Source organism: Actinoallomurus acanthiterrae, assembly GCF_054775715.1.
Map to the genome: position 1 here is coordinate 6,460,739 of NZ_BAAHCO010000001.1, position 23,352 is coordinate 6,484,090.

The 23,352-nt window shown below is 69.4% G+C and carries 20 protein-coding genes and 1 pseudogene; 16 read left to right on the plus strand and 5 right to left on the minus strand.

Annotated features, from left to right (window positions below; genetic code table 11):
- Positions 1-39 precede the first annotated feature (39 nt).
- Both ACYVF7_RS30665 and ACYVF7_RS30670 read right to left on the minus strand, forming a co-directional pair.
- On the minus strand, positions 40-1,929 hold the full coding sequence (locus ACYVF7_RS30665; RefSeq protein ID WP_460347592.1) for a glycoside hydrolase family 15 protein: 1,890 nt from the start codon (positions 1,927-1,929) through the stop codon (positions 40-42).
- Positions 1,930-2,009: 80 nt separating this feature from the next.
- Positions 2,010-2,189: pseudogene (locus ACYVF7_RS30670) on the minus strand (DUF5999 family protein); the annotation flags it as partial.
- A gap of 249 nt (positions 2,190-2,438) precedes the next feature.
- Between ACYVF7_RS30670 and ACYVF7_RS30675 the strand changes: the two are divergent.
- The 7 genes from ACYVF7_RS30675 (at position 2,439) to ACYVF7_RS30705 (ending at position 9,190) form a co-directional block, all read left to right on the plus strand.
- A complete protein-coding gene (locus tag ACYVF7_RS30675) occupies positions 2,439-2,891 on the plus strand; it encodes a cupredoxin domain-containing protein (RefSeq protein WP_460347594.1) in 453 nt (150 codons plus the stop codon).
- Positions 2,888-3,841 (plus strand): metallophosphoesterase family protein, encoded by a 954-nt coding sequence (locus tag ACYVF7_RS30680; protein WP_460347596.1) that lies wholly within the window; start codon positions 2,888-2,890, stop codon positions 3,839-3,841. The genes ACYVF7_RS30675 and ACYVF7_RS30680 overlap by 4 nt, the downstream gene beginning before the upstream one ends.
- A gap of 114 nt (positions 3,842-3,955) precedes the next feature.
- Entirely contained in the window at positions 3,956-4,489 is a 534-nt protein-coding gene (locus ACYVF7_RS30685) for an RNA polymerase sigma factor (protein WP_460347598.1), read from the plus strand.
- 3 nt (positions 4,490-4,492) lie between these two features.
- A complete protein-coding gene (locus ACYVF7_RS30690; protein WP_460347600.1) occupies positions 4,493-5,140 on the plus strand; it encodes a Rieske (2Fe-2S) protein in 648 nt (215 codons plus the stop codon).
- A 162-nt stretch (positions 5,141-5,302) separates the two neighbouring features.
- Positions 5,303-6,502 carry an RNA-guided endonuclease InsQ/TnpB family protein gene (locus ACYVF7_RS30695; protein WP_460347602.1) on the plus strand — a complete coding sequence of 400 codons (1,200 nt, stop codon included), beginning with the start codon at positions 5,303-5,305 and terminating at the stop codon, positions 6,500-6,502.
- A gap of 86 nt (positions 6,503-6,588) precedes the next feature.
- Complete coding sequence (locus ACYVF7_RS30700) at positions 6,589-7,809, plus strand: hypothetical protein (protein ID WP_460347604.1); 1,221 nt, start codon at positions 6,589-6,591, stop codon at positions 7,807-7,809.
- Between the two features lie 196 nt (positions 7,810-8,005).
- Positions 8,006-9,190 carry a glycoside hydrolase family 64 protein gene (locus tag ACYVF7_RS30705; protein WP_460347606.1) on the plus strand — a complete coding sequence of 395 codons (1,185 nt, stop codon included), beginning with the start codon at positions 8,006-8,008 and terminating at the stop codon, positions 9,188-9,190.
- 53 nt (positions 9,191-9,243) lie between these two features.
- Here ACYVF7_RS30705 and ACYVF7_RS30710 read toward each other — a convergent pair whose 3' ends face one another.
- On the minus strand, positions 9,244-10,443 hold the full coding sequence (locus ACYVF7_RS30710) for an ROK family transcriptional regulator (RefSeq protein ID WP_460347608.1): 1,200 nt from the start codon (positions 10,441-10,443) through the stop codon (positions 9,244-9,246).
- A 265-nt stretch (positions 10,444-10,708) separates the two neighbouring features.
- Between ACYVF7_RS30710 and ACYVF7_RS30715 the strand changes: the two genes are divergently transcribed.
- The 8 genes from ACYVF7_RS30715 (at position 10,709) to ACYVF7_RS30750 (ending at position 17,371) form a co-directional block, all read left to right on the plus strand.
- On the plus strand, positions 10,709-10,843 hold the full coding sequence (locus ACYVF7_RS30715; RefSeq protein WP_460347610.1) for a hypothetical protein: 135 nt from the start codon (positions 10,709-10,711) through the stop codon (positions 10,841-10,843).
- A gap of 8 nt (positions 10,844-10,851) precedes the next feature.
- Positions 10,852-11,193: an ArsR/SmtB family transcription factor gene (locus ACYVF7_RS30720; RefSeq protein ID WP_075033765.1), complete on the plus strand. Its 342-nt coding sequence runs from the start codon at positions 10,852-10,854 to the stop codon at positions 11,191-11,193.
- Between the two features lie 3 nt (positions 11,194-11,196).
- A complete protein-coding gene (locus ACYVF7_RS30725; RefSeq protein ID WP_460347612.1) occupies positions 11,197-11,697 on the plus strand; it encodes an SRPBCC family protein in 501 nt (166 codons plus the stop codon).
- 6 nt (positions 11,698-11,703) lie between these two features.
- A complete protein-coding gene (locus ACYVF7_RS30730) occupies positions 11,704-12,324 on the plus strand; it encodes a dihydrofolate reductase family protein (RefSeq protein WP_460347614.1) in 621 nt (206 codons plus the stop codon).
- 76 nt (positions 12,325-12,400) lie between these two features.
- The gene (locus tag ACYVF7_RS30735) at positions 12,401-12,811 is read left to right on the plus strand and encodes a hypothetical protein (RefSeq protein ID WP_460347616.1); all 411 of its coding nucleotides are present in this window, start codon (positions 12,401-12,403) and stop codon (positions 12,809-12,811) included.
- The gene (locus ACYVF7_RS30740; protein WP_460358178.1) at positions 12,808-15,012 is read left to right on the plus strand and encodes a CARDB domain-containing protein; all 2,205 of its coding nucleotides are present in this window, start codon (positions 12,808-12,810) and stop codon (positions 15,010-15,012) included. Before ACYVF7_RS30735 ends, ACYVF7_RS30740 begins: the two co-directional genes overlap by 4 nt.
- A 444-nt stretch (positions 15,013-15,456) precedes the next feature.
- A complete protein-coding gene (locus ACYVF7_RS30745) occupies positions 15,457-15,759 on the plus strand; it encodes a hypothetical protein (protein ID WP_460347618.1) in 303 nt (100 codons plus the stop codon).
- Positions 15,760-16,210: 451 nt separating this feature from the next.
- Positions 16,211-17,371, plus strand: coding sequence for a hypothetical protein (locus ACYVF7_RS30750; RefSeq protein WP_460347620.1), 1,161 nt, complete (start codon positions 16,211-16,213; stop codon positions 17,369-17,371).
- A gap of 134 nt (positions 17,372-17,505) precedes the next feature.
- On the opposite strand, the gene ACYVF7_RS30755 is transcribed toward ACYVF7_RS30750, so the two are convergent.
- Positions 17,506-21,132: a glycoside hydrolase family 3 C-terminal domain-containing protein gene (locus ACYVF7_RS30755; protein ID WP_460347622.1), complete on the minus strand. Its 3,627-nt coding sequence runs from the start codon at positions 21,130-21,132 to the stop codon at positions 17,506-17,508.
- Positions 21,133-21,374: 242 nt separating this feature from the next.
- On the opposite strand from ACYVF7_RS30755, the gene ACYVF7_RS30760 reads away from it, so the two are divergent.
- A complete protein-coding gene (locus ACYVF7_RS30760) occupies positions 21,375-22,589 on the plus strand; it encodes an ROK family transcriptional regulator (protein WP_460347624.1) in 1,215 nt (404 codons plus the stop codon).
- A 48-nt stretch (positions 22,590-22,637) separates the two neighbouring features.
- Here ACYVF7_RS30760 and ACYVF7_RS30765 read toward each other — a convergent pair whose 3' ends face one another.
- Entirely contained in the window at positions 22,638-23,348 is a 711-nt protein-coding gene (locus ACYVF7_RS30765) for a GntR family transcriptional regulator (protein ID WP_460347626.1), read from the minus strand.
- Positions 23,349-23,352: the final 4 nt, after the last annotated feature.

Here is a 23,352-nt window from a genome sequence, read left to right on the forward strand (position 1 = left end):
CGGCTCTCATCACGCCCCGCCTTCGGACGGGACAGGCCCTCACATCGGTGCCGGCGCTACGGCGTGAGCGTCCCGACGCAGCGCGCAACGGCCGGAACCGGCCGTGGGCCGTCCGCGCGCGGTGTCACGGATGGCGCGTGCGGCGTTGATCAGGCCGACGTGGCTGAACGCCTGGGGGAAGTTCCCGATGGGCTCACCGGTGGCGGAGTCGACCTCTTCGGCGAGGAGGCCGACGTCGTTGGCGAAGGAGGTGGCCGTCCGGAACGCCTGCTCGGCGGGTGCGCGTCGGCCGGTGAGGGCCAGCGCGTGGGAGAGCCAGAAGGTGCACAGGAGGAAGGCACCCTCGTCTCCGGCGATCCCGTCGGCGGCGTCGTAACGGCGTACCAGACCTCGCGTGTCGGTCAGGCGGGTGGCGACGGCCGCGACCGTGGCGCGGACGCGAGGGTCGTCGCCGGGCAGGAAGCCGACGATGGGGATGGTCAGCGCGGACGCGTCGAGGTCGGTGTCGCCGAACGCCCGGGTGAACGTGCCGGTCTCCGCGTTCCAGCCCTCCGTCAGGATCGCGGCGCGGATCTGGGCGCGGGTGCGCTTCCAATCGTCGACGCGGCCGGTGGCGCCGAGGGCGGGCGCCAGGGCGATGGCGCGGTCGAGCGCCACCCAGCACATGAGTTTCGAGTGCAGGAAGTGGCGGCTCGGCCCGCGGATCTCCCAGATGCCCTGGTCCGGTTCCCGCCAGCGGCGGGCCGCCGCGTCGGCCGCGCCGAGCAGGAAGGCGCGCGTGACGGCGTCGAGGCGGTGCTCGGTGGCGTGACCGGAGAGCCGGTGGGCCGCGTCGAGCATCTCGCCGTAGACATCCAGCTGGCGCTGGCGCCACGCGTCGTTGCCGACGCGCACGGGCGCGCTGTCGCGCCAGCCGGTCAGGTGGGGCAGCGACCGCTCGGTCAGATCGCACTCGCCGCCGATGCCGTACATGATCTGCAGGTCCACGCCCCGGTCGAGCTGGGTGGCCGCGGTGCGGGCGAGGAAGGCGAAGAACGCCTCCTGCTCACTGTCGCACGAGGAGACGGTGGTGAGGGCCTGGACGGTGAGGCTGGCGTCGCGGATCCAGGTGTAGCGGTAGTCCCAGTTGCGTTCTCCGCCGATGCGTTCGGGCAGGGAGGTGGTGGCCGCGGCGATGATCGCGCCCGTGGGGGCGAAGGTCAGCGCCCGCAGCACTCGTCCGCTGTGTCCCACCTCGTTCTGCCAGGGCCCGTGGTAGTCGGCGTGCAGCCGGGACCAGGAGCGCCAGCCGGCGATGGTGTCCATGATGCGGCGGTGGACGGCGCGCGGGCTCCAGCACTCCGGTTCCGCCTCCCAGCAGGGACGGGCGTGCAGGGCCATGCCGAGGCGTTCACCGGCGCGGAGCGTGACCGTGCCGTGCGCGATCGAGCCGCTCACCCGAAGGTCGATCGGCGTCGACAGCGTGAGCACCTGGGCACCGCCGCGGGCGACCAGCGCGCCGGGGCGGGATTCCAGCAGCGGATGGACGAGCCCGAACTCGGGACGGGGAGCGTAGGTCACCTCGAGGGCGACGCGTCCCTGGACGCAGATGGCCTCGCGCAGGAGGACACCCGGCGAGGAGACGCCCAGGCGGTGCCCGCGCTCGCGGTCGCCCAGGGCGAGGGCGTCCACGAGCACGAGCGTGCCACCTCGGGTGTGGAAGGTCGTCTCCAGGACGAGGGTGTCTTCCAGGTACCTGCGGGTGACCCGCGCGGGACCGCGAGGACGAATGGACCAGTGGCCGGCGTCCTCGTCCAGCAGCCTGGCGAAGGTCGCCGGGCTGTGGAAGCGGGGAGAGCACAGCCAGTCCACCGAGCCGTCCGACGTGACCAGCGCGGCCGAGCGGCAGTCCGACAACAGGCCGTGATCATTGATCGGCCGGGTGCTCACGCCGTACCTCCTCGGTCGCGGCCGCAGCGCACACGTTGCCGTTGCGGACGAGGCCGCGCAGGCTGCGGTCTCGGTACGGCGTCGGTCGGCCGGTGCGGCGGGACGACGCCGCCGTCCGGCAGGAGCTCTCCCGTGTCGTCGAAGACGATGACGCCGTTGCACAGCAGGCTCCATCCCTGCTCGGGATGGGAGGCGACGGTGTGCGCGGCGTCCCGGTCGACGGCGTCGGCCGGTGGGCAGTGCGGTCGATGGCGACACATGGCATACCTCCGGAAACCGGGCCACGGACGCGAATCCGCAGCGTCAAGGTGATCTGTCGAGTACGTGCCGCGGGGCTCTGGCAGTGGCGGCCAGGTCGGGCGGCGAACGCCCTCGAAAGGAGATAGACGCGGAGGTTACGGCCGGTGTTCGGAGATCACGGTGTAACCCCCGGTCCTATCTGTGGTCGAAGGTCCGCGAACAGCGGATACGCGACGACGTCCGCCCCGGCGGAACGGATGGGACGACAGATGAACCTGTACACATACTTCGCGCGCGGGCGACGCGGGGCCGCGGTGCTCGTGGCCATCGGCGGGCTGGCCCTGCAGGCCGCCTGCGGCTGGGGGCCGGCGTCCGGAGGCGCTCAGCCCGCCCCGCAGCCGAAAGCGCCCGGCAATTCGATGCCCGGGATGAAGATGGGCTCCGGCGCCGCACCACACGGCGCACCGGTCGCCGCGAACGCGGTGTCGATCAAGAGCTTCGCGTTCGGGCCCGCGTCGGTGTCCGTCAAGGTCGGCACCACGGTGACCTGGACGAATCAGGACGAGGAGCCGCACACGGTGACGGCCGACGGCGGCGCGTTCCGCTCCCCGACACTGGGATCCGGGAAGACGTTCCGGTTCACGTTCACCAAGCCCGGCAGCTACCCGTACTCCTGCACGATCCACCCGTTCATGCGCGGGACGGTGGTGGTGCAGAAATGAACGCGCCGAACATTCCACCGCCCGAAGACCAGAACGACCCGGCCGGCATGACCCGACGTCAGCTGCTCAGGCACAGCGCGTGGTTCGGTGGCGCGGTCGTCCTCGCGGTCGCCGCCGGTGAGGTGGTCAGCCGCGTCGCCGATTCGAGCGACGCCCTGCCCTCGAACGCCACCGTACGGTTCGCGCAGATCAGCGACAGCCACATCGGCTTCCACGGACCGGCGAACACCGACGTCACCGACTCGTTCTCCGACGCGCTGCACCGGATCGACGCGCTGGAGCACCGGCCGGACTTCGTCATCCACACCGGGGACCTGACCCACCTGGCCACACCGGGCCAGTTCGACCAGGTCAAGCAGATGATGACCGGGCTGAAGACGGGGCATGTCTTCACTGTGCCGGGCGAACACGACTCCATCGACGACGCGGGCCAGAAGTACCGCCGGACCTTCGGCGCCGGTGCCCGCGGGGACGGCTGGTACAGCTTCGACGTGCGGGGCGTGCACTTCATCGCGCTGGTGAACACGCTGCACATGAGCAAGCTCGGCCATCTCGGCACCGAGCAGCTCGACTTCATTCGCAAGGACGTGGCCGGCCTGTCGAGCGACACGCCGATCGTCGTGTTCAGCCACATCCCGATGTTCGCGCTGTACCCGAACTGGGGCTGGGGAACCGACGACTCGGTACAGGCGCTGAGCCTCCTGCGCCGCTTCGCGTCCGTGACCTGCCTCAACGGCCACATCCACCAGTTGTTCACCAAGACCGAGGGCAACGTCACCTTCCACAGCGCCACGACCACGGCCTACCCGCTGCCCCGTCCCGGGCACGGTCCGGCACCCGCTCCGGTGACCCTGCCGGCCGGAAAACTGCGGCACGCCCTCGGCATCCGCGAGGTCGGCTACGTACGAGGCCGGCACGCCCTGGCGGTCCGCGACGAGAGGCTCGGCTGAGGCTCCGGCCGTACCGCCATGTGAAGATGGTGAAGGGGGCTGGTGATGGACCGCTGGATCCCGGGTCGACGCGAGCGCCCGGGGCCGGATGCCGAGTCTCCTTCCGAGCCCCGGATGCCGCTCCGTCTGGTGGAGGGTGATGCCTATACCGGCTGGGAGGCCATCTACCTGGACAATGTGCATCGCATCTACCGGTTGATGTTCTCCAAGGTCGGCAACCGGCCGGACGCGGAAGACCTCACCGCCGAGGTCTTCCTCGCCGCGCTGCGCCCGCTGCGGACCTCCGCCAGCGTCGGCGAGGTCCGCGCGTACCTGCTGGCGACCGCGCGTTCCGTGCTGGCCGCGCACTGGCGCCGGACGCTCGGGCACGAGATCACCGCCATCGACATCGAACGCGTGGCGGCCGACTTCGGTCGGCCGCCCGAGGACGGTCGTTCGCCCGAACGCGTGGCGAGGGTCCTGGCGGCGCTGCCCGACCGCTACCGGCGCGTCCTCGAGCTGAGGTTCCTCCGGTCCTACTCGATCCGTGAGGCGGCACGGGAGCTGGGAGTCAGCGTCGGCAACGCGAAGGTCCTCCAGCATCGTGCGCTCCGGCTCGCGGCGGAGGTCATGCGAGAGGATCGACCGGACGACAGGACGGGGAGGTGACCCATGAAGGGTCTACGGCGTTACGTCGAGGATCTGCTCAAGGGCCGCCGCCCGCGTTCCTACCCGGTCGACGACGCGGACGCCGACGCGCTCCGCCTCGCCATCGAGCTGCGCGCCGCGCGCCCGGGATCGGACGCACCGCGCGAGGAGTTCGTCGCCGACCTGCACCGTCGCCTGGCGGAGCCGGAGGTCGCGCGAGCGCCGATGCCGGTCGGGCGCCGCCTGGTCCTGGGCGGCGCGGTCGCCGCGAGCGGCGCCGTCGTGGGAGTGTCGGTCGACCGCGCGCTCACCCATGGTGGGACGCCGGCGGGTGACGGGACCATGATCCCCGACAGCGGCAGGTGGCATCCGGTGGTCGCCGCCGCCGACCTGGCGGAGGGCGCGGTGCGTTCCTTCGACGCCGGCAGTACCACCGGCTTCGTAACCCGCGACGGCGGCCGACTGCGCGCGGTATCCGGCGTGTGCACGCATCAGGGTTGCCGCCTGCATCTGGAAGGCGGCGCACGGCTGCGCTGCCCTTGCCATCAGGCGCTCTTCGCACTCGACGGCGCCGTCCTCCACCACCGGCTTCGCGCGCCGATTCCGGCTCTGCCCCGGCTCGCCGTACGAGTGGCGAGCGGCATCGTCCAGGTGTACGTCTCGTCGGCCTGACGGGCCGAGCCGGCCACCGTGGTGACGAGTGCGCTCCACGCGACCCTGGTGCCGACCGTGTTCGCTTCATCTGCTTCGCGGCGTGGAGACCCCGGCCTTGAGGCCGGGGAGGAAACGCCGCTTCCTCCTCGGAATGTCGGTGGTGGTGGTTAGAGTGCGGGCATGCGGTTCCGGCTTGCGCCCACGCCCGCTCAAGAGCTGGCGTTGCTGGAGCACTGCTCCCACGCCCGATATGTGTGGAACCTCGCGGTCGAGCAGCATCAACACTGGCGGCCGGGCCGGGCGAGCGCGCCGGGCTATGGCGAGCAGTCCCGCCAGTTGACCGACGCCAGGAAGGAGTTCGACTGGCTGGCGGCGGGTTCCCAGACGGTGCAGCAGCAGGCGTTGCGTGACTTCGCCCAGGCCATGGCGGGCTTCTTCGTCGGCACGCACCGGCGGCCGACCTGGCGTAAGGCGGGGGTGCACGAGGGGTTCCGGATCGTCGGGCAGCGCGGTCGGCACTGGGACGTGCGGCGCCTGTCCCGCAAGGTCGGTGAGGTCTGGGTCCCCAAGGTGGGCTGGGTCCGGTTCCGCTGGTCCCGCCAACTCCCTGTGGACGCCAAGTCCTTCAGGGTGAACCGGGACCAGGCGGGCCGCTGGCATGTCGCGTTCGCCATGATCCCGCCACCGATCAACGGGCCCGGCGCCGGACAGGTCGTCGGCGTGGACCGCGGTGTGGCGGTCTCCGCAGCGCTGTCCACCGGCGAGCGACTGTCCGTGCCCGGCCTGTGTGAGACCGAGGCTGAACGGCTGCTGCGTTTGCAGCGCCGGTTGGCGCGCGCAAAGCCCGGCTCGAACCGCCGCGCGGGGATCAAGACCGCGATCGCCCGGATCAAAGCCCGCCAGACCGACCGGCGCAAGGACTGGGCCGAAAAGACCTCCACCCGCCTCGCCGCCGATTTCGACCTGATCCGGGTCGAGGACCTGAAGATCAAGAACATGGTGCGGTCCGCGCGCGGCACCCTCACCGCGCCCGGCACGAACGTGCGCGCCAAGGCCGGGCTCAACCACTCCATCCACGCGGCCGGATGGGGCCTTCTGGTAACCCGCCTGGAGCAGAAGGCACCGGGCCGGGTGGAGAAGGTAAATCCCGCGTACACCTCCCAGATCTGTCATGCCTGTGGGCACTGCGCAGCGGACAACCGTGAGAGCCAAGCGGTCTTTCGCTGTCGCGCCTGCGGGCATGCCGATCACGCGGACGTGAACGCGGCCAAGAACATCAGAGACATCGCCGTCGGACGGACGGTGACAGCGCGGGGAGCCCTCCAGCCACCAGGCGGGGCTATGAACCGCGAACCTCAACCTGTTCTCACCTCCGGGTAGGACCGGGTTGGAATCCCCCCGCCTTCAGGCGAGGGGAGGACGTCAACATGATCTGGACCAGTACCAGGTGAGAGAGGAACATGCGGATGTCCGTTCCCCCCGTTCGGCTCGCCGCGCACGCCTACCCCTGGGACGTCGTCGGGGATGACGCGTTCGCGGATCGAGTGCACGCGCACGGCGTCGCGGAGGTGACGCTCGCGGCCGCCTACCACTCGGTCCGCGCGGCCACGCCCCTCCATCCCTCCCATCGGGTCGTCACCGCCCGGAGCGCGGCGCTCTACCGGCCGCTCCGGCGGCAGGTCTGGGCCGGTCGGCGGCTCGTTCCCGCCGTCGCCGACTGGGTCGGCGGCGATGACCCGTTCGCCGAGGCGTCCGGCGTCCTCAAGAGTGCCGGGCTGGCGGTCAACGCCTGGATCGTGCTGACGCACGCCACGCGCCTCGGCGAGTCGCATCCCGAACTCGCGGTCGTGAACTGCTTCGGCGACGGCTATCCGTACGCGCTGTGCCCGTCCTTGGCCGAGGTCCGCTCGTACGCGGCGACGCTCGCGGCGGAAGCGGTCCGCGACGTCCCGATCGACGGCGTCTCGCTGGAGGCCTGGGGGCAGCTGGGCGTCACGCATGGCGGCCATCATGAGAAGACCGATGGCGCCTGGGGTCCGGCCGCCGAGCGGCTGCTCTCGGTCTGCTGCTGCCATGCCTGCCGGCGAGCCTGGGAAGCGGCGGGGGTCGCCCCGGACGCCGTGGTGGATGAACTGCGGAGGGCCGTGATCGCGCTCGGCGCGGACGACCAGGCGAGCATCGGCGCCGACCTCGCCGATGTCATTCTGCGTTGCCGGCACGAGGCCGCGGACGCGCTCCTGGCCGAGGTCCTGTCCGAGGTGCGGCAGGTCGCTCCGGGCAGCCGGGTCACGTTGCACGGCAGCGTCGACCCGTGGGCGACCGGGCCCGCCCCGGCCCTGACGTCGGCGGCGACCAGGGCCGCCGACGCGGTACTGATCCCGGCGTGGCCCACGACGGAGGGCCCCGTGGAGGACGCGCGGCGAATCCGGGCGGCGCTTCCGGAGGACAAGGCCGTCGCCGCGTACGTCACCGTGTTGCCGCCCGTCCGGCCGGAACGCGTCCTGCCCCATGCTCGTGCGCTACGCGACGTGGGTGTCACTGAGTTCCACGTCTACCACCTCGGTCTCGCGGCGGGCGCCCGCCGGGGGCTGATCACGCAGCTCGCGGAGTTCGCGCGCGGTCTCGACGGGCACGCCGGGCTCCCGCCGGCCGCAGCCGGCCTTCAGTCGCCGCCCGAGATGAGCTGACAGAAAACCAACTTCGCCATTGACGTGAAATAGTAAAGAAGCCATCCTGAAAGCGCTCTCGCGAGGGAAAGGGTTCGATCGCTCGCGGACGAACCGCATCTGAGGCCGACCGCGGAGGCCATCAGCCCGCGAGGCAGCGATCGCATGCCGGGACTGCTTCTTACTGCTCTCCAGAAGAGAGAAGAGGGACACGAGGATGCGCAAACTGTACGGACTGCTGATCGCAGCCATGCTCGTGGCAGGCGGCTCGATCACTGTCACACCCGCGGCGGAGGCCACCGTCACCGCCGCGACCGTTCCGTTGCAGGTCGCGAACAAGTCCGACCGGACGGACGCCGTCTACCTCTACGTGCTGGGCACCAACCTGGCGACCGGTCAGCAGGGATGGGCGGACTCCGGTGGCGGCTTCCACGCGTGGCCGGCGGGCGGTATGCCGCCGACGCCCGCGCCCGACGCGTCGATCCCGGGACCTGCGAACGGCCAGTCGATCACCCTCCGGCTGCCCAAGTTCTCCGGGCGCGTGTACTTCTCCTACGGCCAGAAGCTCAAATTCTTCGTGACGACCGGTGGGCTGGTCCAGCCGGACGTCAACAACCCGACCGATCCGAACCGCAACATCCTGTTCAACTGGAGCGAGTACACGCTGAACGACTCCGGCCTGTGGATCAACAGCACGCAGGTCGACATGTTCTCCGCGCCGTACGCCGTCGGTGTCAAGAACACGAGCGGGACGGTGCGCAACACCGGCCATCTCAAGTCCGGCGGCTACCACGGCTTCTTCAACGCTCTCACCGGACAGCCCGGCGGCTGGGCCAACCTGATCCAGCGCGACCCAGGCGGCAACATCCTCCGGGCCATCGCGCCCGGTCACGGGATCGCCGCCGGCGCGTTGCCGGCGAGCGTGATGAACGACTACGTCAACCGGGTCTGGGCGAAGTACGGCTCGGCCACCCTCACCGTGCAGCCGTTCGCCGACCAGCCCGGCGTCCGGTACTACGGCCGCGTCTCCGGCAACGTCATGAACTTCACCAACGGCGCCGGCCAGGTCGTCACGAGCTTCCAGAAGCCGGACTCGGACAGCATCTTCGGCTGCTACAAGCTGCTCGACGCGCCCAACGACCAGGTCCGCGGCCCGATCTCCCGGACCCTGTGCGCGGGCTTCAACCGCAGCACCCTGCTCACCAGCACCACCCAGCCGGACACCAACGCCGCGGACTTCTACCAGGACGTGGTGACCAACCACTACGCGCGCAAGATCCACGCCCAGATGCAGGACGGCAAGGCGTACGCGTTCGCCTTCGACGACGTGGGCGACTTCGAGTCTCTCGTCAACGACTCAAACCCCGCCACTGCATACCTGACGCTGGACCCGCTCGACTGAGCCGATAGGGAAAGGCCGCCGCCGGGCATTCGGCGGCGGCCTTTTCCATCGGCTCAGTCGGCGCTGATCGGGTCGTGCCGGTCCTCGCCGCGTTCCGCGGAGACGCGTCGGCCGGCGAGTATCCGGGGGGCGTGGGCAAGGACCATGCCGGCGGCACCTCGTACCTCGGCCTGGTCACCGAGTTCGCCCGGGACGACGGTGACGTCCTCCGCTGCGGGTGCCAGGGCATAGCGCCGGATCGCCCGCTCCATCGGCTCGAACAGCTTCGGGCCGGCGGCCGCGAGATCACCGCCGACGACGATGAACTCGGGGTTCAGCACGGTGACGAGGTTGGCCAGGACGAAGCCGACGCGTTCGGCCGCGTCCTCCAGCGCGCGAACGGCCCCCTTCTCACCCTCATCGATCAGCCGCAGGAGATCGGGCACCGTGACGCGGCGGTCCCAACTCTGCTCCAGGAGCCTGGCGATGGCGGCCGAGCCGGCCACGGTCTCCAGGCATCCCCGGTTTCCGCATCGGCAGATCGGACCGCGTGGGTCGGCGAGGGTGTGGCCGAATTCGCCGGCCAGGCCCCCGGCGCCGGTCAGCGGCCGGCCGCTGCTGACGATTCCCGCGCCGATGCCGGTGGAGAGCCGGATATAGATCATGTCCGACGTGCCACGCCCGGCGCCGTAAAGACGCTCGGCGAGGGCGCCGGCGTCGGCGTCGTTGGCGATCCAGGTGGTCAGGCCGGTGCGCTGTTCCAACTCGCGGCCCGGCCGCAGTCCGACCCAGCCCGGCATGATGCCGTGCGCTTCCAGGACTCCGTCGGCGGCACGAACCGGAACGGCGATGTCGACGCCCAGCCCCAACACGTCGCCGATGGGGATGCCCTTCTCACGGAGGGCCTGATGGATCAGGTCGGCGGTGAGGTCGAGGGTCTCGCGGGGCGCCCGGTCGGTGTCGCCGGCCACGGAGGTGTCCCAGATCGGGTTTCCGTGAAGATCGCTTACGGCGACACGGACATGGTGATGGCCGATGTCGGCTGCGACCGCGTAGGCGGCGGAGGGGACGAGCGTCAACGACTGCGCCGGTCGTCCGGTGGGCCGGGTCGCCGGATCCGACGTGTCCGCGCCCTCCCGGATAAGGCCCGCGGACAGCAGGTCGGTGACGATCGAAGAGACCGTAGCCCGGGACAGCCCGGTGAGTCTGGTGAGCTCGGAGCGGCTCGACTGGCCCACGTGGTGAAGCGCCTCGAGAACCCGGAGCCGCCCCACCTCGCGAAGGTTCAGTGGGGTATCGATCGCTGGCTCCTCGGCTCGGCATTCCCAGGGCTCAGGCTAGCAGCGGCGATTGACGAAACCCCACGGCAGATGACCGAACAAGACTTTATTTAAGGCACAAAATCAGCGTAACTCGCTCTTTGAGGGCGGTTTCCAAGGCGGTACATCCCGCACTTCATCCGAGATCGATCAATACTACGGCACCCTGCGCGGTGACGCCCGTCGGCGGCATGACCACCAGCTGTTCGCCCAGACGCTCGTGACCCGGTTCGCCATCCCCGATGCCTCGGGCGGCGGGATCGACTCGACCCTGGACGCTTACGGCGACGGGACGTTCCTCAAGGCCATCGACCTGCCTTCCTCCGGCTTGACGCATGCCGATATCGGCATATGATCGCTGCCATGGCACGAGCAGCGACGACGTCGGACGTCTTCAACGCGATCGCCGAGCCGCAGCGCCGCGAGATTCTGGTTCTGCTGCGGGCGGGTGAGCGGCCGGTGACCGAGTTGGCCCAGGAGCTGGGGATGACCCAGCCGGGGGCGTCCAAGCACCTGCGGGTGCTCCGGGAGGTCGGGCTGGTGCGGGACCGCAAGGCAGGCAAGCAGCGCCTGTACGGCCTTGACGCCCGTGGGCTGCGGCCGGTTCACGAGTGGACCGGCGGGTTCGAGCGGTTCTGGAACGAGAGCTTCGACCGGCTGGACGCGTACGTGCAGGACCTCAAGCAGGCAAGGCAGGAGGAGTAGCTGATGAGCGCGACGGGACGAGGAGCGCCGGCGCAGTCCGCGACGGCCGACCGCGAGATCGTGATCTCCCGGGTCATCGACGCCCCACGGGAGCTGGTGTTCGAGGCGTTCACCGAAGTGCGGCACCTGTCGCGGTGGTGGGGACCGGAGGGGTTCACCACCACCACGCGGTCCTTCGAGTTCCGCGTCGGCGGGGACTGGGACTTTGTGATGCACGGACCGGACGGGACGGACTACCAGGAGTGGATCACCTGGACCGAGATCGCCCCGCCGGAGCGCATCGCGCTGCTGCACGGTGAGTCCCGCGGCGACCCGAACGCCTTCGAGTCGGTCCTGACGTTCGCGCCCGACGGGGCGGCGACCCGGATCGAGATGCGCACGGTGTTCCCCACCAAGGAGCTGCGCGACGAGGCGGTCGAGAAGTACCACGCGATCGAGGGCGGCCGGGCAGACCCTGAGCAACCTGGCTGCCTACGTCACCGAGACCGTTCGGAAGGGAGCTGAGGACTGATGGCCGGAAAGGTGTTCTTCAGCGTGTCGATGTCGCTGGACGGCTTCATCGCGCCCGGGTCCCTCGGGGACTTGATGGGGCAGCAGTGGATGGAACTGCAGCAGTGGATCTTCCCGCAGCGGTTCTTCCGGGAGAACCTGAAGCTCGGCGAGGGCGGCGAGGAAGGGCGCGACAACGACATCGCGCGCGAGACGTTCGAGCGCACCGGCGCTAGCGTGATGGGCAAGCGCATGTTCGACGCCGGCGAGCAGATGTGGCCGGAGGAGGCGCCGTTCCACACGCCGGTGTTCGTCGTGACGCACGAGAAGCGTGACATCTGGGAGCGGCCGGGTGGGACCACCTTCCACTTCGTCAACGACGGCATCGAGACCGCGCTCGACCAGGCCCGCGAGGCCGCCGGCGACCGAGACGTCCGCATCGCAGGAGGCGGCGCAACGATCCTGGAGTACGTGAACGCCGGCCTGATCGACGAGTTCACGATCGCGCTGTCACCCGTGCTGTTCGGCTCCGGAATCCGCCTGTTCGAAGGCGTGGACGCGGGCCGCGTGGCCCTGGAGCCGGTCCGCGCGGAGCCGACGCAGCGGGTGACCCACCTGACCTACGCAGTCCGGGAGCGGTAACTGTCTCGACCTCAGCGCTCTCCCGCCGCAAGGCGCGGAACCGGAGATCACCGAACACCGGTCCTAGGATCACGCCATGGACAACGCGCTGGGCCCGGAGGAGGTCACCCGCCTCCTCGACGGCATGGGCTTCTTCCAGAAGCGGGCACTGAAGAAGGCCGGCTTCAAGTGGGATGGCCTGCACCGGATAGCCGGAAACGGGTACGGCGCCGGCCTGGTCGAGGCCGTACTGGCCTGCCACACCGACCTGCTGGGCCGCCCGCCCCGCGACGACGAGCCCGAGAAGGCCAAGGCGGCTCAGCGCTACCCCGGCGTCAGCGCGGTCACCACCTGGGGCGGCGACTCCCTCGACGGCTCTGCGAGCGGCCGCGGCCGCCTCAACATCGACCCCGACCTGCTCGCCGAACTGGACGCCTCCATCAAAGCCCGCAAGAAGGCGGAGAAGGAGCAGCGCCGCCGCAACCCCAACGGACGTCGACTCCCCTGACCCCTGCCTGGCGTGTCGGTGCCGGGGTCTCGACCACGGTGACCGCGTCGGCGGGGACCCGCGACTCGGGGACCTACCAGCTCAGCGCCAAGGTCGACGAGGCCGACGACGTCCTGGAGCTGAACGAGGACAACAACTCCTACACCAACCCGACGTCACTGACGGTGGCGCCGGTCGCCAGCTCCGACCTGATCGCGTCGTCGGTGACCTGGACACCCGGCAACCCCTCGAGCGGCGACAACGTGACGTTCGGCGTCACGGTGAAGAACCAGGGCACCGTGGCCTCCGGCTCCGGATCGCACGGCATCACGCTCACGCTCCTCGACGCGAGCAACGCGACCGTGAAGACGTTCACCGGCTCGGTCAGCGGGACCATCGCCGCGGGCGCCACCGCCGCCCCCGTGGACCTCGGGTCGTGGACGGCGGTGAACGGCAAGTACACCGTCAAGGTCGTGCTGGCCAATGACACGAACGAGCTGCCGGTCAAACAGGCCAACAACACCAGCAGCACGCCGTTCTTCGTCGGACGCGGCGCGAACATGCCGTACGACATGTACGAGGCCGAGGACGGCGTCCTGGCCGGCGGAGCGACGACCGTCGGGCCGAACCGTACGATCGGCGACCTGGCCGGTGAGGCGTCCGGCCGCCGCGCGGTGAAGCTGGCCACCACCGGCAGCAGCGTGGAGTTCACCACCAGGGCGAGCACCAACACGCTCGTGACCCGGTTCGCCATCCCCGACGCCTCGGGCGGCGGCGGGATCAACTCGACCCTGGACGTCTACGTCGACGGGACGTTCCTCAAGACCATCGACCTGACCTCGCACTTCGCGTGGCTCTACGGCAGCGAGACGAGCCCGGGCAACTCGCCGGACTTCTCGCCGCGGCATATCTACGACGAGGCGCACGTCATGCTCGGCACGACCGTAGCGGCCGGGCACAAGATCAGGCTGCAGAAGGACGCGGCCAACACGGCGGCCTACTACTCGATCGACTTCATCAACACCGAGCAGGTCTCCCCCGTCGCCAACCCCGACCTGGCCAAGTACGCGGTGCCAGCCGGCTTCACCCAGCAGGACGTGCAGAACGCGCTGGACAAGGTGCGGCAGGACTCCACCCTGGTCGGCGTGTACCTGCCCGCGGGCACGTACGAGACGTCCGGCAAGCTCCAGGTGTACGGCAAGGCGATCAAGCTGGTCGGCGCCGGCCCGTGGTACACCCAGTTCCAGGCGCCCACCGGCCAGGAGAACACCGACATCGGGATCCGGGCGGACGCGACGGCGAACGGCTCGACGTTCTCCGGCTTCGCCTACTTCGGCAACTACACGTCGCGGATCGACGGGCCGGGCAAGGTGTTCGACCTCCAGAACGTCGCGAACGACACGATCGACAACATCTGGGTCGAGCACATGGTCTGCATGTACTGGGGCAACAACACCGACCACATGACGATCACCAACGCGCGGATCCGGGACACGTTCGCCGACGGCATCAACATGACCAACGGCAGCTCGGACAACCTGGTGTCCAACGACGAGGCCCGCGCGACCGGCGACGACAGCTTCGCGCTGTTCGCCGCGACCGACTCCGGCGGCACGGGCGAGAAGAACAACACCTTCCAGAACCTCACGGCGATCCTGCCGTGGCGTGCGGCGGGCGTAGCGGTGTACGGCGGGCAGGACAACACCGTCAAGAACATCTACGTCGCCGACACGTTGACCTACTCCGGCATCACGATCAGCTCGCTGGACTTCGGCTATCCGATGGAGGACTTCGGACCGGACCCGACGACCTTCGGCAACATCTCGATCGTGCGGGCCGGCGGCCACTTCTGGGGAGCGCAGACCTTCCCCGGGATCTGGATGTTCTCGGCCTCGAAGCAGTTCCGGGCGATCCGGGTCAGTGACGTCGACATCATCGACCCGACGTACTCAGGGATCATGTTCCAGACCGACTACGTCAACGGGGCGCCGCTGAGCCCGGTCACCGACACCGTGCTCACCAACGTCACCATCACGGGCGCGCACAAGAGCGGCGACGCCTACGACGCCAAGTCGGGGTTCGGTCTCTGGGCGAATGAGCTGCCCGAGCCCGGCCAGGGCCCGGCGGTCGGCTCGGTCACCTTCCACAACCTCAAGATGAGCGACAACGCCGTCGACGTCAGGAACACGACGTCCACCTTCACGATCAACGTCCAGCCGTAGCGGAACCGGAACGCGCCCCCGGCCGGGTCCCGGCCGGTGGCGCGTTCACGTCGGGCAATCCGTCAGTCGTGATCAGGTCGAAGGCCGCGTCGCGCGGACGACGACGCCGCCCGTCTGGCCGGGTCGGCATCAGACGAGACGCGAACCCCTCCTCACCGAGGACGAGGTGAACGACCTCCTCGACGACTACCGCGACGCCGTATGGGAGAAGGAACTTGCCGAGCGCTGCGGCATCAGCCAGTCTCTGATGTATGACATCGAGGCTGGTTGACGCACCGAAGTCTGCAATTTACGACCTCGCTGCCTCAACAGAAGGTCGGCTGTTCAGCGGCCTTCCGCGACGGTGAACTCTTCCTGCCCCAGGCGCTGTACGGGGTCAATGCCCGCGAGGCGGGCCGCCCCCGAATCACCAAAGCCCCGCGACACCAGAAGAAGAGGCAACTCGTGGAAAAGAAGCTTGAGGGCGAGACGGCGGCCACCGAGGCTCCTTCCGAACTGACGATTTACCGGGCCGACGCCGGGCACGGGAGGGCTATTCTCGGTCTGTACACGAACCGGGAGGCCGCCCGCGCCCACTGCGAGGACTACGCACGCGGTGGGCAAAACGACGAGCCCCTCGTCTGGTACCCGGACGACGCCGATGAGGCGGTAGAGGCACTGTCCGTCGCGGGCGTGGGGTTGGACACCGGTTTCACGGTCACGGCGGTGACCGTCGCCTCCGAGTATGGCGGCAAGACCGACGAGTGAGCCACGCGACCACCCCGGGCGACAAGCGCGCGGCGTACCCCGAAGCCGTTGAGCAGGCGCACGCGGACTTTGTCGCCCGCTTGGCGGGCTCGGCGCGTGCTCGCCGCGGCCGGCGCGCAGCACGCCCGCCGCAGGCCGGGGTGAGCATGACGCCGAGCGGCAGTGCAGATCGCGGCAAGGGCCGGCGGGAAGCGGCTGAGACGCGTAGCTCAACTGTTCGTCAAGACGCTGACTATATTGCCGGATCGCCCTTTTATGGGCCCCTTTAAGCTCTTGGCGCGCTTTGCCGCCATTGTTTGGATCTAGTGGTGCTCTTCTATGGGTGGGCGGGTTTCAGGAACTTCGCCGGTGTCGCCGTCTGTTCTGCCCGGCCTGTTCCCGCCCGGCCCGGCCCGCTTGTGGCGGGCGTGTCGTCGTCCGGTGTCGTTCTCCCAGCCAAGGAGTGGTGACCATGACCCTGCTGACCTACACCTTGCTCACCGACCCGGCCCCCCTGGAGGCGTCAAGGACCGGGCAGTCCCGCTCCATCGGGACGGTGTACCTGATGGCCACCAACACCGGCAGGGACAAGGCGTACTGGTCCGTTAACGAGGTGAAGGTGCCCGTCGGCGACGGCGCCGACCACCTCACGCCGGACATCACCAAGATCAAGGCCACAGGCGAGTACCACGGCCTCCAGTCGCCCGTGCGGAAGCTGAAGGTCCAGCCCCAGTCCGGGTCCTTCCAGGTCACCGACCCGGCCGGCCACAGAATCCCTTTCGCCCCCGGTGACTACCTGGTGCTGAAACTGGAGGACGTTCCGGTCGCCGCAGCCGCAGGGCTGGCCGTGCTGAGGGTGACAGAGGCCGCCAGCAGAACACAGAACGCGAGCCCGAGCACCACCGTCGCGGCGGTGCCGCTGGTGAAGACCGCCAAGCAAGCCCCGGCGCCCAGTAACTTCCACCCCGACAAGGCCATGGTGGACGACGGAGACAAAATCGTCCTGCGCTGGGACGGACCCGGCGACCTGGGCTACAAGATCAGGTCGTCGGACGGCAACCCGGCACCCGGCGTCACCACCAAGGGCGAATGGAAACCCGACCCCGGAACCGGCCCGAAACGCGACACCACTTACACCCTCATCGCCACCGACCCCAACACCGGGCGGCAACACTTCCTCACCACCACCGTCCAACTGTGCAACCCCACCTTCGAGACCGGCATCCACGCCTCCCGGATCCAGGGGACGGCGGACACCGGGGGCCTCACCTTCACCGCCGACGGGGTGAAGGTTGCCAACAACTCCGGCGGCCAGGGAAGGCTCCTCGCCGACAAGATCGAAGTCAACCGGGTGAACGCCGAACGGGTCCAGGGAAAAAACACCAACGACGGATGGATCAGCTTTCCTGGAGCTGGCGTACAGGTCGGCCATGGCTCGTACAACGAACCCAAACTCGGCGTGGTGTACGCCGAGGGAGGGCTATATCGGAGGCAATTCGCCGACGGGGAGGACAATTCATGGATCGAAATTAGATACGGTGCGCTAAGCGTATTCCATTACAATCCGGACAATGGCAACAGCTACGGGATCATAAGGGTGTCCAATGTGGCCCCCCATGATGAACGCTGGTGAGTAGGTAATTGGCAGCCTGCTGCTGAGGCACCGGCGTTCTCCGCGGTGACGTAGTCACTGTTGGCCCGGGAGCGCAGGCTGATGACCGCGCCGGGCGGTCGGCGGGTGGCGCCGACCGCCCGGCCGCTTGGCCGCTATCCGTTGGTCGCGAGGGCGAAGACGTGCAGCGCGTTGGCGCCGCTTCCGCCCTGGCTGACGTTGGGGAGGGTCACGAACTGCACCTTCTTGCCGGCCTGCAGCTTGACGGTGGACATGTAGAGGTGGACGGTCTGGTCCCGTCGCCCGCTGTTCTTGCTGTTGATGTAGGGAAGGGTCGCGACCGTGTCTCCGCCGCTGGACCACCAGTCAGGGAAGCTGATCGAGAACGCTTGCGTGGTGCCGTCGGTGTAGGTGATCACTCCGCTGCCCGAGGCGGTGCCGTTGTTGGCCGTCCCCAGGAAGGCGAGGTTCGCGCCCGACCCGGAGTAGTCGAACGCCTGTCCACTGGAGAGGACGTTGTCCGCCTTGCCCGCCGGGACGTCCGGCCAGGTGAAGGTGAACCCGCCGTGGTCGACCTTGCCGCCCGGCGTGATGCCCACGCCCGCGAGGGCCTGGGCCGACAGGCTGAACTCGCCGCCGTCGAGGGTGCCCGCCGACGGGTTGCCGTCGTCGGTGATCCCGATGTTGTTGTAGGCGGCGGCCAGCGACGCGTACGGGATTCCGACGTTGGTGGCCGCGGCGCCGCTGCCCTGGCCGCCTTGGGCGGTGTAGGTGACCTTGGCCTGCAGGTCGTACCCGTTGCGCGCCGCGTCGGCCGGGACCTTGACCGTCCAGGTGGTCTTGACCGTCTGACCGGCCGCGACCTGGGCGAACGTGGCGGGCGAGGTGGCCTCCGCGGTCCAGCCGTTCGGCGTGGTCAGCGCCACCGTCACGTCGCTCAGCGCGTTCGGGCCGGAGTTGGTGAACGCGGTCGTGGCGGTGAGGGTGCCGCCCGGTTCGACGGTCGAGGGCGCGGTGACCGAGAAGGGGTACTTGGCGCTGATGACGGCCGAGCCGGTGACGCCGCCCACCTTCGCGGTGAGGGTCGTGACGCCGGAACCGACCACCTTGACGTGTCCGGCCTGATCGACCGTTGCCACGTGTGGGTCGCTGCTGCCGTAGTGGACCTTCGCGTGGGTCAGGTCGACGAAGGACTGGTCGTTGTTGACGGCCTCGACGATGTCGTCGGCGGTCACGGCCAGGTTGCGCTGCTCCTTCGAACGGTCGGTGTCGTCCTTGATCCACTGGTTCTTGCCGGTCAGGTCGAGGGTGTCGCCGACCTTGTACTGGACCGCCTCGGGCTGGACGGTGACGTACTGGACCTTCGGCGTGATCCGCCCGGTGACCTGCACCGACGGGGCGGCGGTGATGTCGGCGGAGTCGGCCCCGACCTGGAACTGATAGGTGCCGTCCGGCACGAACGAACGCATCGCCTTGGCGTCCCACACGGCCAGGTCGGCGACGTTGACGGTGAGGGAGACGTGCTCGGTGGCGCCGGGCCGCAGCACTGCGGTCTTCTTGAAGCCCACCAGCCGCTTCTTGGGCATCTCGACGCCCGGGACGCTGAAGGGGGTCGCGGCGTACAGCTGAGCGACCGTGGCGCCGGCGACGTGGCGGGTGTTCTTGACGTCGAACCGTACGGTGACCTTCCCGTTCGCGCTCACCGAGCCGGTGTTCGCCCGGATGTGGGAGTAGGCGAAGCCGGTGTAGCTCTTGCCGTAGCCGAAGGGGTAGGTGGGGGTGCCGGTGAAGTACCGGTAGGTGCGGCCGATCCCGCCGGTGCCCGCCGGCGTGAGGTTGTAGTTGGACATGGCCGGCAGCTGGGAGTCGTCCTTGTACCAGGTGAAGTTGAGGTGCCCGCTCGGGTTCTGCCTGCCCGTCAGCACGTCGGCCAGCGCGGTGCCCTGGCTCTCGCCGTTGAACCCGCTGAAGACGATCGCGGGGAACTTCGCGGCGACATCGTCGATCTTGACCGGGCCGCCCGCCTGCATGACCAGCGCCATCTTGTCGTTGCCCAGCGCGGTGGCCTGGTCGATCAGTGAGTGGTAATTGCCCGGGATCGCGAGCGTGGTCCGGTCCTTGCCCTCATCGGCCACGCCGTGGTCGGTGCCCACGAACACGATGACCAGGTCGGCGCTCTTGATGTCGGCCTTGGTCTGGTCGCCGAGCACCGCCGGGGTGGTGGTCGTGGTCGAGGTCTTGGCGTCGTCGAACACGATCGAGGCGCCGGGGTTGGCGGCCTTGACCGCGTCGGTGATGCCCTTGACCGCGCTGACCTGCAGCGTCGGCTCGCCCGAGTAGTTGCCCAGGTTCACCGTGTTCGCCTGGTCGCCGAGGATCACGACCTTGTTCAGCTTCGAGGCGTTCAGCGGCAGGAGAGGGTTCTTCGTGCCCGGTACGTCATCGTTCTTGAGCAGGACGAGCGAGTTGTCGGCGACCTTGGTGGCCAGGGCCTGGTGCTCGGGGCTCTGGATGACGTCCTTGGTGATCTTGGTGTACTTGACCCGGTCCGGCGAATCGAACTCGCCGGTCCGCATCCGGATGGTGAACAGGTGCACCAGCGCGGTGTCCACAACACCCTCGCTCAGCGCGCCGGCGTCGATCGCGTCGCGGATGTTCTGCGCGGTGGCCTCGTCACCGGTGCAGTTGACATTGGTCCCGGCGCGCAGCGCGTACGCCTGCCCGCCCGCCTGACCGGACAGCGTGGTCCCGGTCGCGGTGTTCGTCCAGGTCGGGTTGTCCTTGTGGTCCGTGGTCCAGCCCGGCGGCGTCCAGTCGTGGCCGCCGTACGGCAGCCGCCAGGTCGTGCCGACCGCGCCGCAGTCGGACGTGATGTAGCCGTTGAACCCGTACGTCCGCTGGGCGAGCTGGTTCACGGTGTAGGTGTTCGCGACCGCCGGGGTGCCGTTGATGGCGTTGTAGGAGGTCATCAGCCCCGAGACGTGATCCTTCTCGATCAGGTCGCGGAACTGGGCGGTGTAGTACTCCCGCAGCGCCCGGTCGTCGGTGTCCGAGCTGATCCCCGTGCGGTTGTTCTCGGTGTCGTTCAGCGCGTAGTGCTTGGCCGTCGCGGCGACCTTCAGATAGCCGGTCGTGGACTTCCCGCTCTGGCTCTGGCCCTGGTAGCCGTTGACGAACGCGCCGGCCAGCCGCCCGGCGAAGTAGGGGTCCTCCCCGAACGCCTCATCGGTCCGGCCCCACCGCGGGTCCCGATCCAGGTTCACCGTCGGCGCCCAGTACGTCAGCGAGCCGTAGGCGTTCTTGTCCGGCCCGAGGTTGTTCTGCCCGACGCCCCACAGCGACTTGTCCAGGAAGCCGCGCGCCTCGTCGGAGATCGCCGTCGTCTCGGCGTAGACCAGCTGCGGGTCCCACGACATGGAGGAGGCGAAGTTGGTCGGAAAGCTGGTGGCGTGCACCCCACCCGAGGCCGAGCCGTGGTCGGTGTCGGCGCCCAGCGTGTTAACCCCGTGCTGGCCTTCGTTCCAGTACGTGTATCGCTGCACCCCCAGCCGCGGGATGGCAGGGGCGTCGTTGGTGTGCAGCTGGGCGGCCTTCTCGTCCAGCGTCATCCGCGACACCAGGTCCGCGGCGCGCTCCTCGAAGGAGTAGTGGGGGTCCAGGTAGATCGGCGTGGTGGCCGCGTGCGCCGGCGACGCCGAGACACCGGCCAGACCGAGCGCGCAGGCGAACGAACACAGTGCGGCGAGGAAGGAGCGCCGCCGCGGGGAGTGGCGTCGTGCCATCAGGAGGCTCCCTGATCATGAAGTTGACGGAGGTGGAACACGCGCCGCTGCCGACGGCGCCACGTCCTCCCTTCGCGGGTCGAGCCCCCGACCGGACCAGATCGACTCCCCCGTACGTGCAAGACAGCCCTGCGATGCCAGGTTTAGGCGTACATTGCGAGGTGATCATCTGGCGCGGGCATAGTTACGATGACATTACGCACAAGTCAGCGCAAGGCCCGGCTGTGGACGGCTTCGTTAGGTTGAATCCGAACGAAATCCGAGACGAGGAGTCAGCGATCGACACCCCACTGAACCTGCGGGAGGTGGGCCGGCTCCGGGTGCTGCAGGCCTTGTTCGACACCGACAGCACGAGCCGCTCCGAACTCGTCCAGGTCACCGGCCTGTCCCGGGCCACCGTCTCCTCGCTCGTCGCGGACCTGCTCGCGGCCGACCTGGTCGAGGAGAGCGAACCGGACGGCCAGACACGGCCCACCGGCCGCCCCGCGCAGTCCCTGACCCTGCGCGCGCCCGCGGCGTACGCCATCGGAGCCGACATCGGCCACCAGCACGTCCGGGTGGCGCTGTGCGACCTGAACGGCACCCCCATCTGGAACGACACCGTGGTCACCGACGTCGACCGCGCCCCCGGCGAAACACTCGACCTGACCGCCGATCTGGTCCAGCGAGCGCTGCGGGAACGGAACATCGGCCAAGAGCGCGTGCTCGGCCTCGGCGTCGACATCGCCGCCCCCGTCCGCGTCCCCAGCGGCGTCCTGGAAGCCCACGGCATCATGCCCGGCTGGGTCGGCGTGCAGCCCGGCGCCGAGCTTCAGCGGCGCACCGGCCTGCCCACACGACTGGCCAACGACGCCAACGCGGGCGCGCTGGCCGAACGCGAGTACGGCGCCGGCCGCAACGTCGACGACATGATCTATATCCGGCTGTCCGCCGGGATCGGCGCCGGAATCATCTCCGGCGGCCAGCCCCTGCACGGCACCGGCGGTCTCGCCGGCGAGATCGGCCACATCCGGTCAACCCCGGACGGGCGCGTCTGCCGCTGCGGCAACCGCGGCTGCCTGGAGACCGTCGCCAGCCCGGTCGCCATCGCCCGCCTGCTGGAGAACAGCTGGGGGTACCCGGTCGCCGTCTCCGACCTGCTCCCGCTCATCAAGGCCGGCGACCGGGGCGCCGTTCACGCACTGCAGGACGCGGCCGAAGAGATCGGCCGCGTCCTCGCCAACCTCGTCACCATGCTCAACCCGGAGCTCATCGTGGTCGGCGGCGACCTCGCCCGCGCCGGCGAACGGCTCATCGAGCCGATCACCCGCGCCATCCGCCGCTACGCGCTCGCCCCGGCCGCCGAAGCCGTCCAGATCACCAGCGGGCAGCTCGGCGACCACGCCGAGGTCCTCGGTGCCGCCGGCATGGTCCTCGCCGACGCCCCCCGCCTCCTCACCGCCGCCCTCGCCCGGTGAACCAGGCCAGGCGCGACCGCTGAGGCCCGTGAACGGCGTGCGGTGCCGTCAGGCCGTCCGGTCGGCCGCCGCGACCGGTCCGGGCGGGTCGGTGATCTGGCCGTGCCCCGTCAGCCGGCGGACGGCGTCCTGCATGTGCTCGTCCAGCAGGGCGTACAGCCGTTCCTCGTCGCCCGCGCGCAGGGCCTCGATGATCGCCGCGTGCTCCTCGACCAGCTCCACCGGCATCGGGTATTCGCCCGCCAGCGCGGTCATGCACATCCGGGTCTCGACGAACAACGTCTCCGCCATCCGTTTCAGCCGCGCGCTGCCCGACTCCTCGACGAGCACCTGGTGCAGCTCCATGTCGGCCGCGCTGAGGGCGGCCGGGTCTCCCTTGCGGGCGGCAGCGGCCATGGCGCGGTGCACCTTGGCCAGCCGGTCGGCGGTACGTTGCGGATTCTGCCGCAGCACCAGACGGCAGGCGGCGGACTCGATGGCCGTCCGGGCCAGGTAGATGTCGCGCACATCGTCTTCGTTCAGGGTCATGACGAACACACCACGGTGCGGCACGCTGCGGGCGATGCCCTGTTGCACGAGGCGTTGCATGGCCTCGCGCAACGGGCCGCGGCTGACGCCGAGTTGCCCGGCCAGCTCCGCCTCACCGAGCTGACCGCCAGGCGGAAGCGTGCCGTCCATGATCGCTTCGGTCAGCCGAGACGCGATGATGGTCACCGCGGGTTCTCGTTTGAGCGGTCGCAGCGTTCTCGATTCCGCCATGGTG

Excerpts from the sequence above, each read along its gene's own strand:
- ACYVF7_RS30755 (WP_460347622.1), bottom strand. The coding sequence starts at position 21,132 with ATGGCACGACGCCACTCCCCGCGGCGGCGCTCCTTCCTCGCCGCACTG.
- ACYVF7_RS30675 (WP_460347594.1), top strand. The coding sequence starts at position 2,439 with ATGAACCTGTACACATACTTCGCGCGCGGGCGACGCGGGGCCGCGGTG.
- ACYVF7_RS30695 (WP_460347602.1), top strand. The coding sequence starts at position 5,303 with ATGCGGTTCCGGCTTGCGCCCACGCCCGCTCAAGAGCTGGCGTTGCTG.
- ACYVF7_RS30735 (WP_460347616.1), top strand. The coding sequence starts at position 12,401 with ATGGACAACGCGCTGGGCCCGGAGGAGGTCACCCGCCTCCTCGACGGC.
- ACYVF7_RS30685 (WP_460347598.1), top strand. The coding sequence starts at position 3,956 with ATGCCGCTCCGTCTGGTGGAGGGTGATGCCTATACCGGCTGGGAGGCC.
- ACYVF7_RS30765 (WP_460347626.1), bottom strand. The coding sequence starts at position 23,348 with ATGGCGGAATCGAGAACGCTGCGACCGCTCAAACGAGAACCCGCGGTG.
- ACYVF7_RS30700 (WP_460347604.1), top strand. The coding sequence starts at position 6,589 with ATGTCCGTTCCCCCCGTTCGGCTCGCCGCGCACGCCTACCCCTGGGAC.
- ACYVF7_RS30680 (WP_460347596.1), top strand. The coding sequence starts at position 2,888 with ATGAACGCGCCGAACATTCCACCGCCCGAAGACCAGAACGACCCGGCC.
- ACYVF7_RS30725 (WP_460347612.1), top strand. The coding sequence starts at position 11,197 with ATGAGCGCGACGGGACGAGGAGCGCCGGCGCAGTCCGCGACGGCCGAC.
- ACYVF7_RS30750 (WP_460347620.1), top strand. The coding sequence starts at position 16,211 with ATGACCCTGCTGACCTACACCTTGCTCACCGACCCGGCCCCCCTGGAG.
- ACYVF7_RS30730 (WP_460347614.1), top strand. The coding sequence starts at position 11,704 with ATGGCCGGAAAGGTGTTCTTCAGCGTGTCGATGTCGCTGGACGGCTTC.
- ACYVF7_RS30690 (WP_460347600.1), top strand. The coding sequence starts at position 4,493 with ATGAAGGGTCTACGGCGTTACGTCGAGGATCTGCTCAAGGGCCGCCGC.
- ACYVF7_RS30705 (WP_460347606.1), top strand. The coding sequence starts at position 8,006 with ATGCGCAAACTGTACGGACTGCTGATCGCAGCCATGCTCGTGGCAGGC.
- ACYVF7_RS30720 (WP_075033765.1), top strand. The coding sequence starts at position 10,852 with ATGGCACGAGCAGCGACGACGTCGGACGTCTTCAACGCGATCGCCGAG.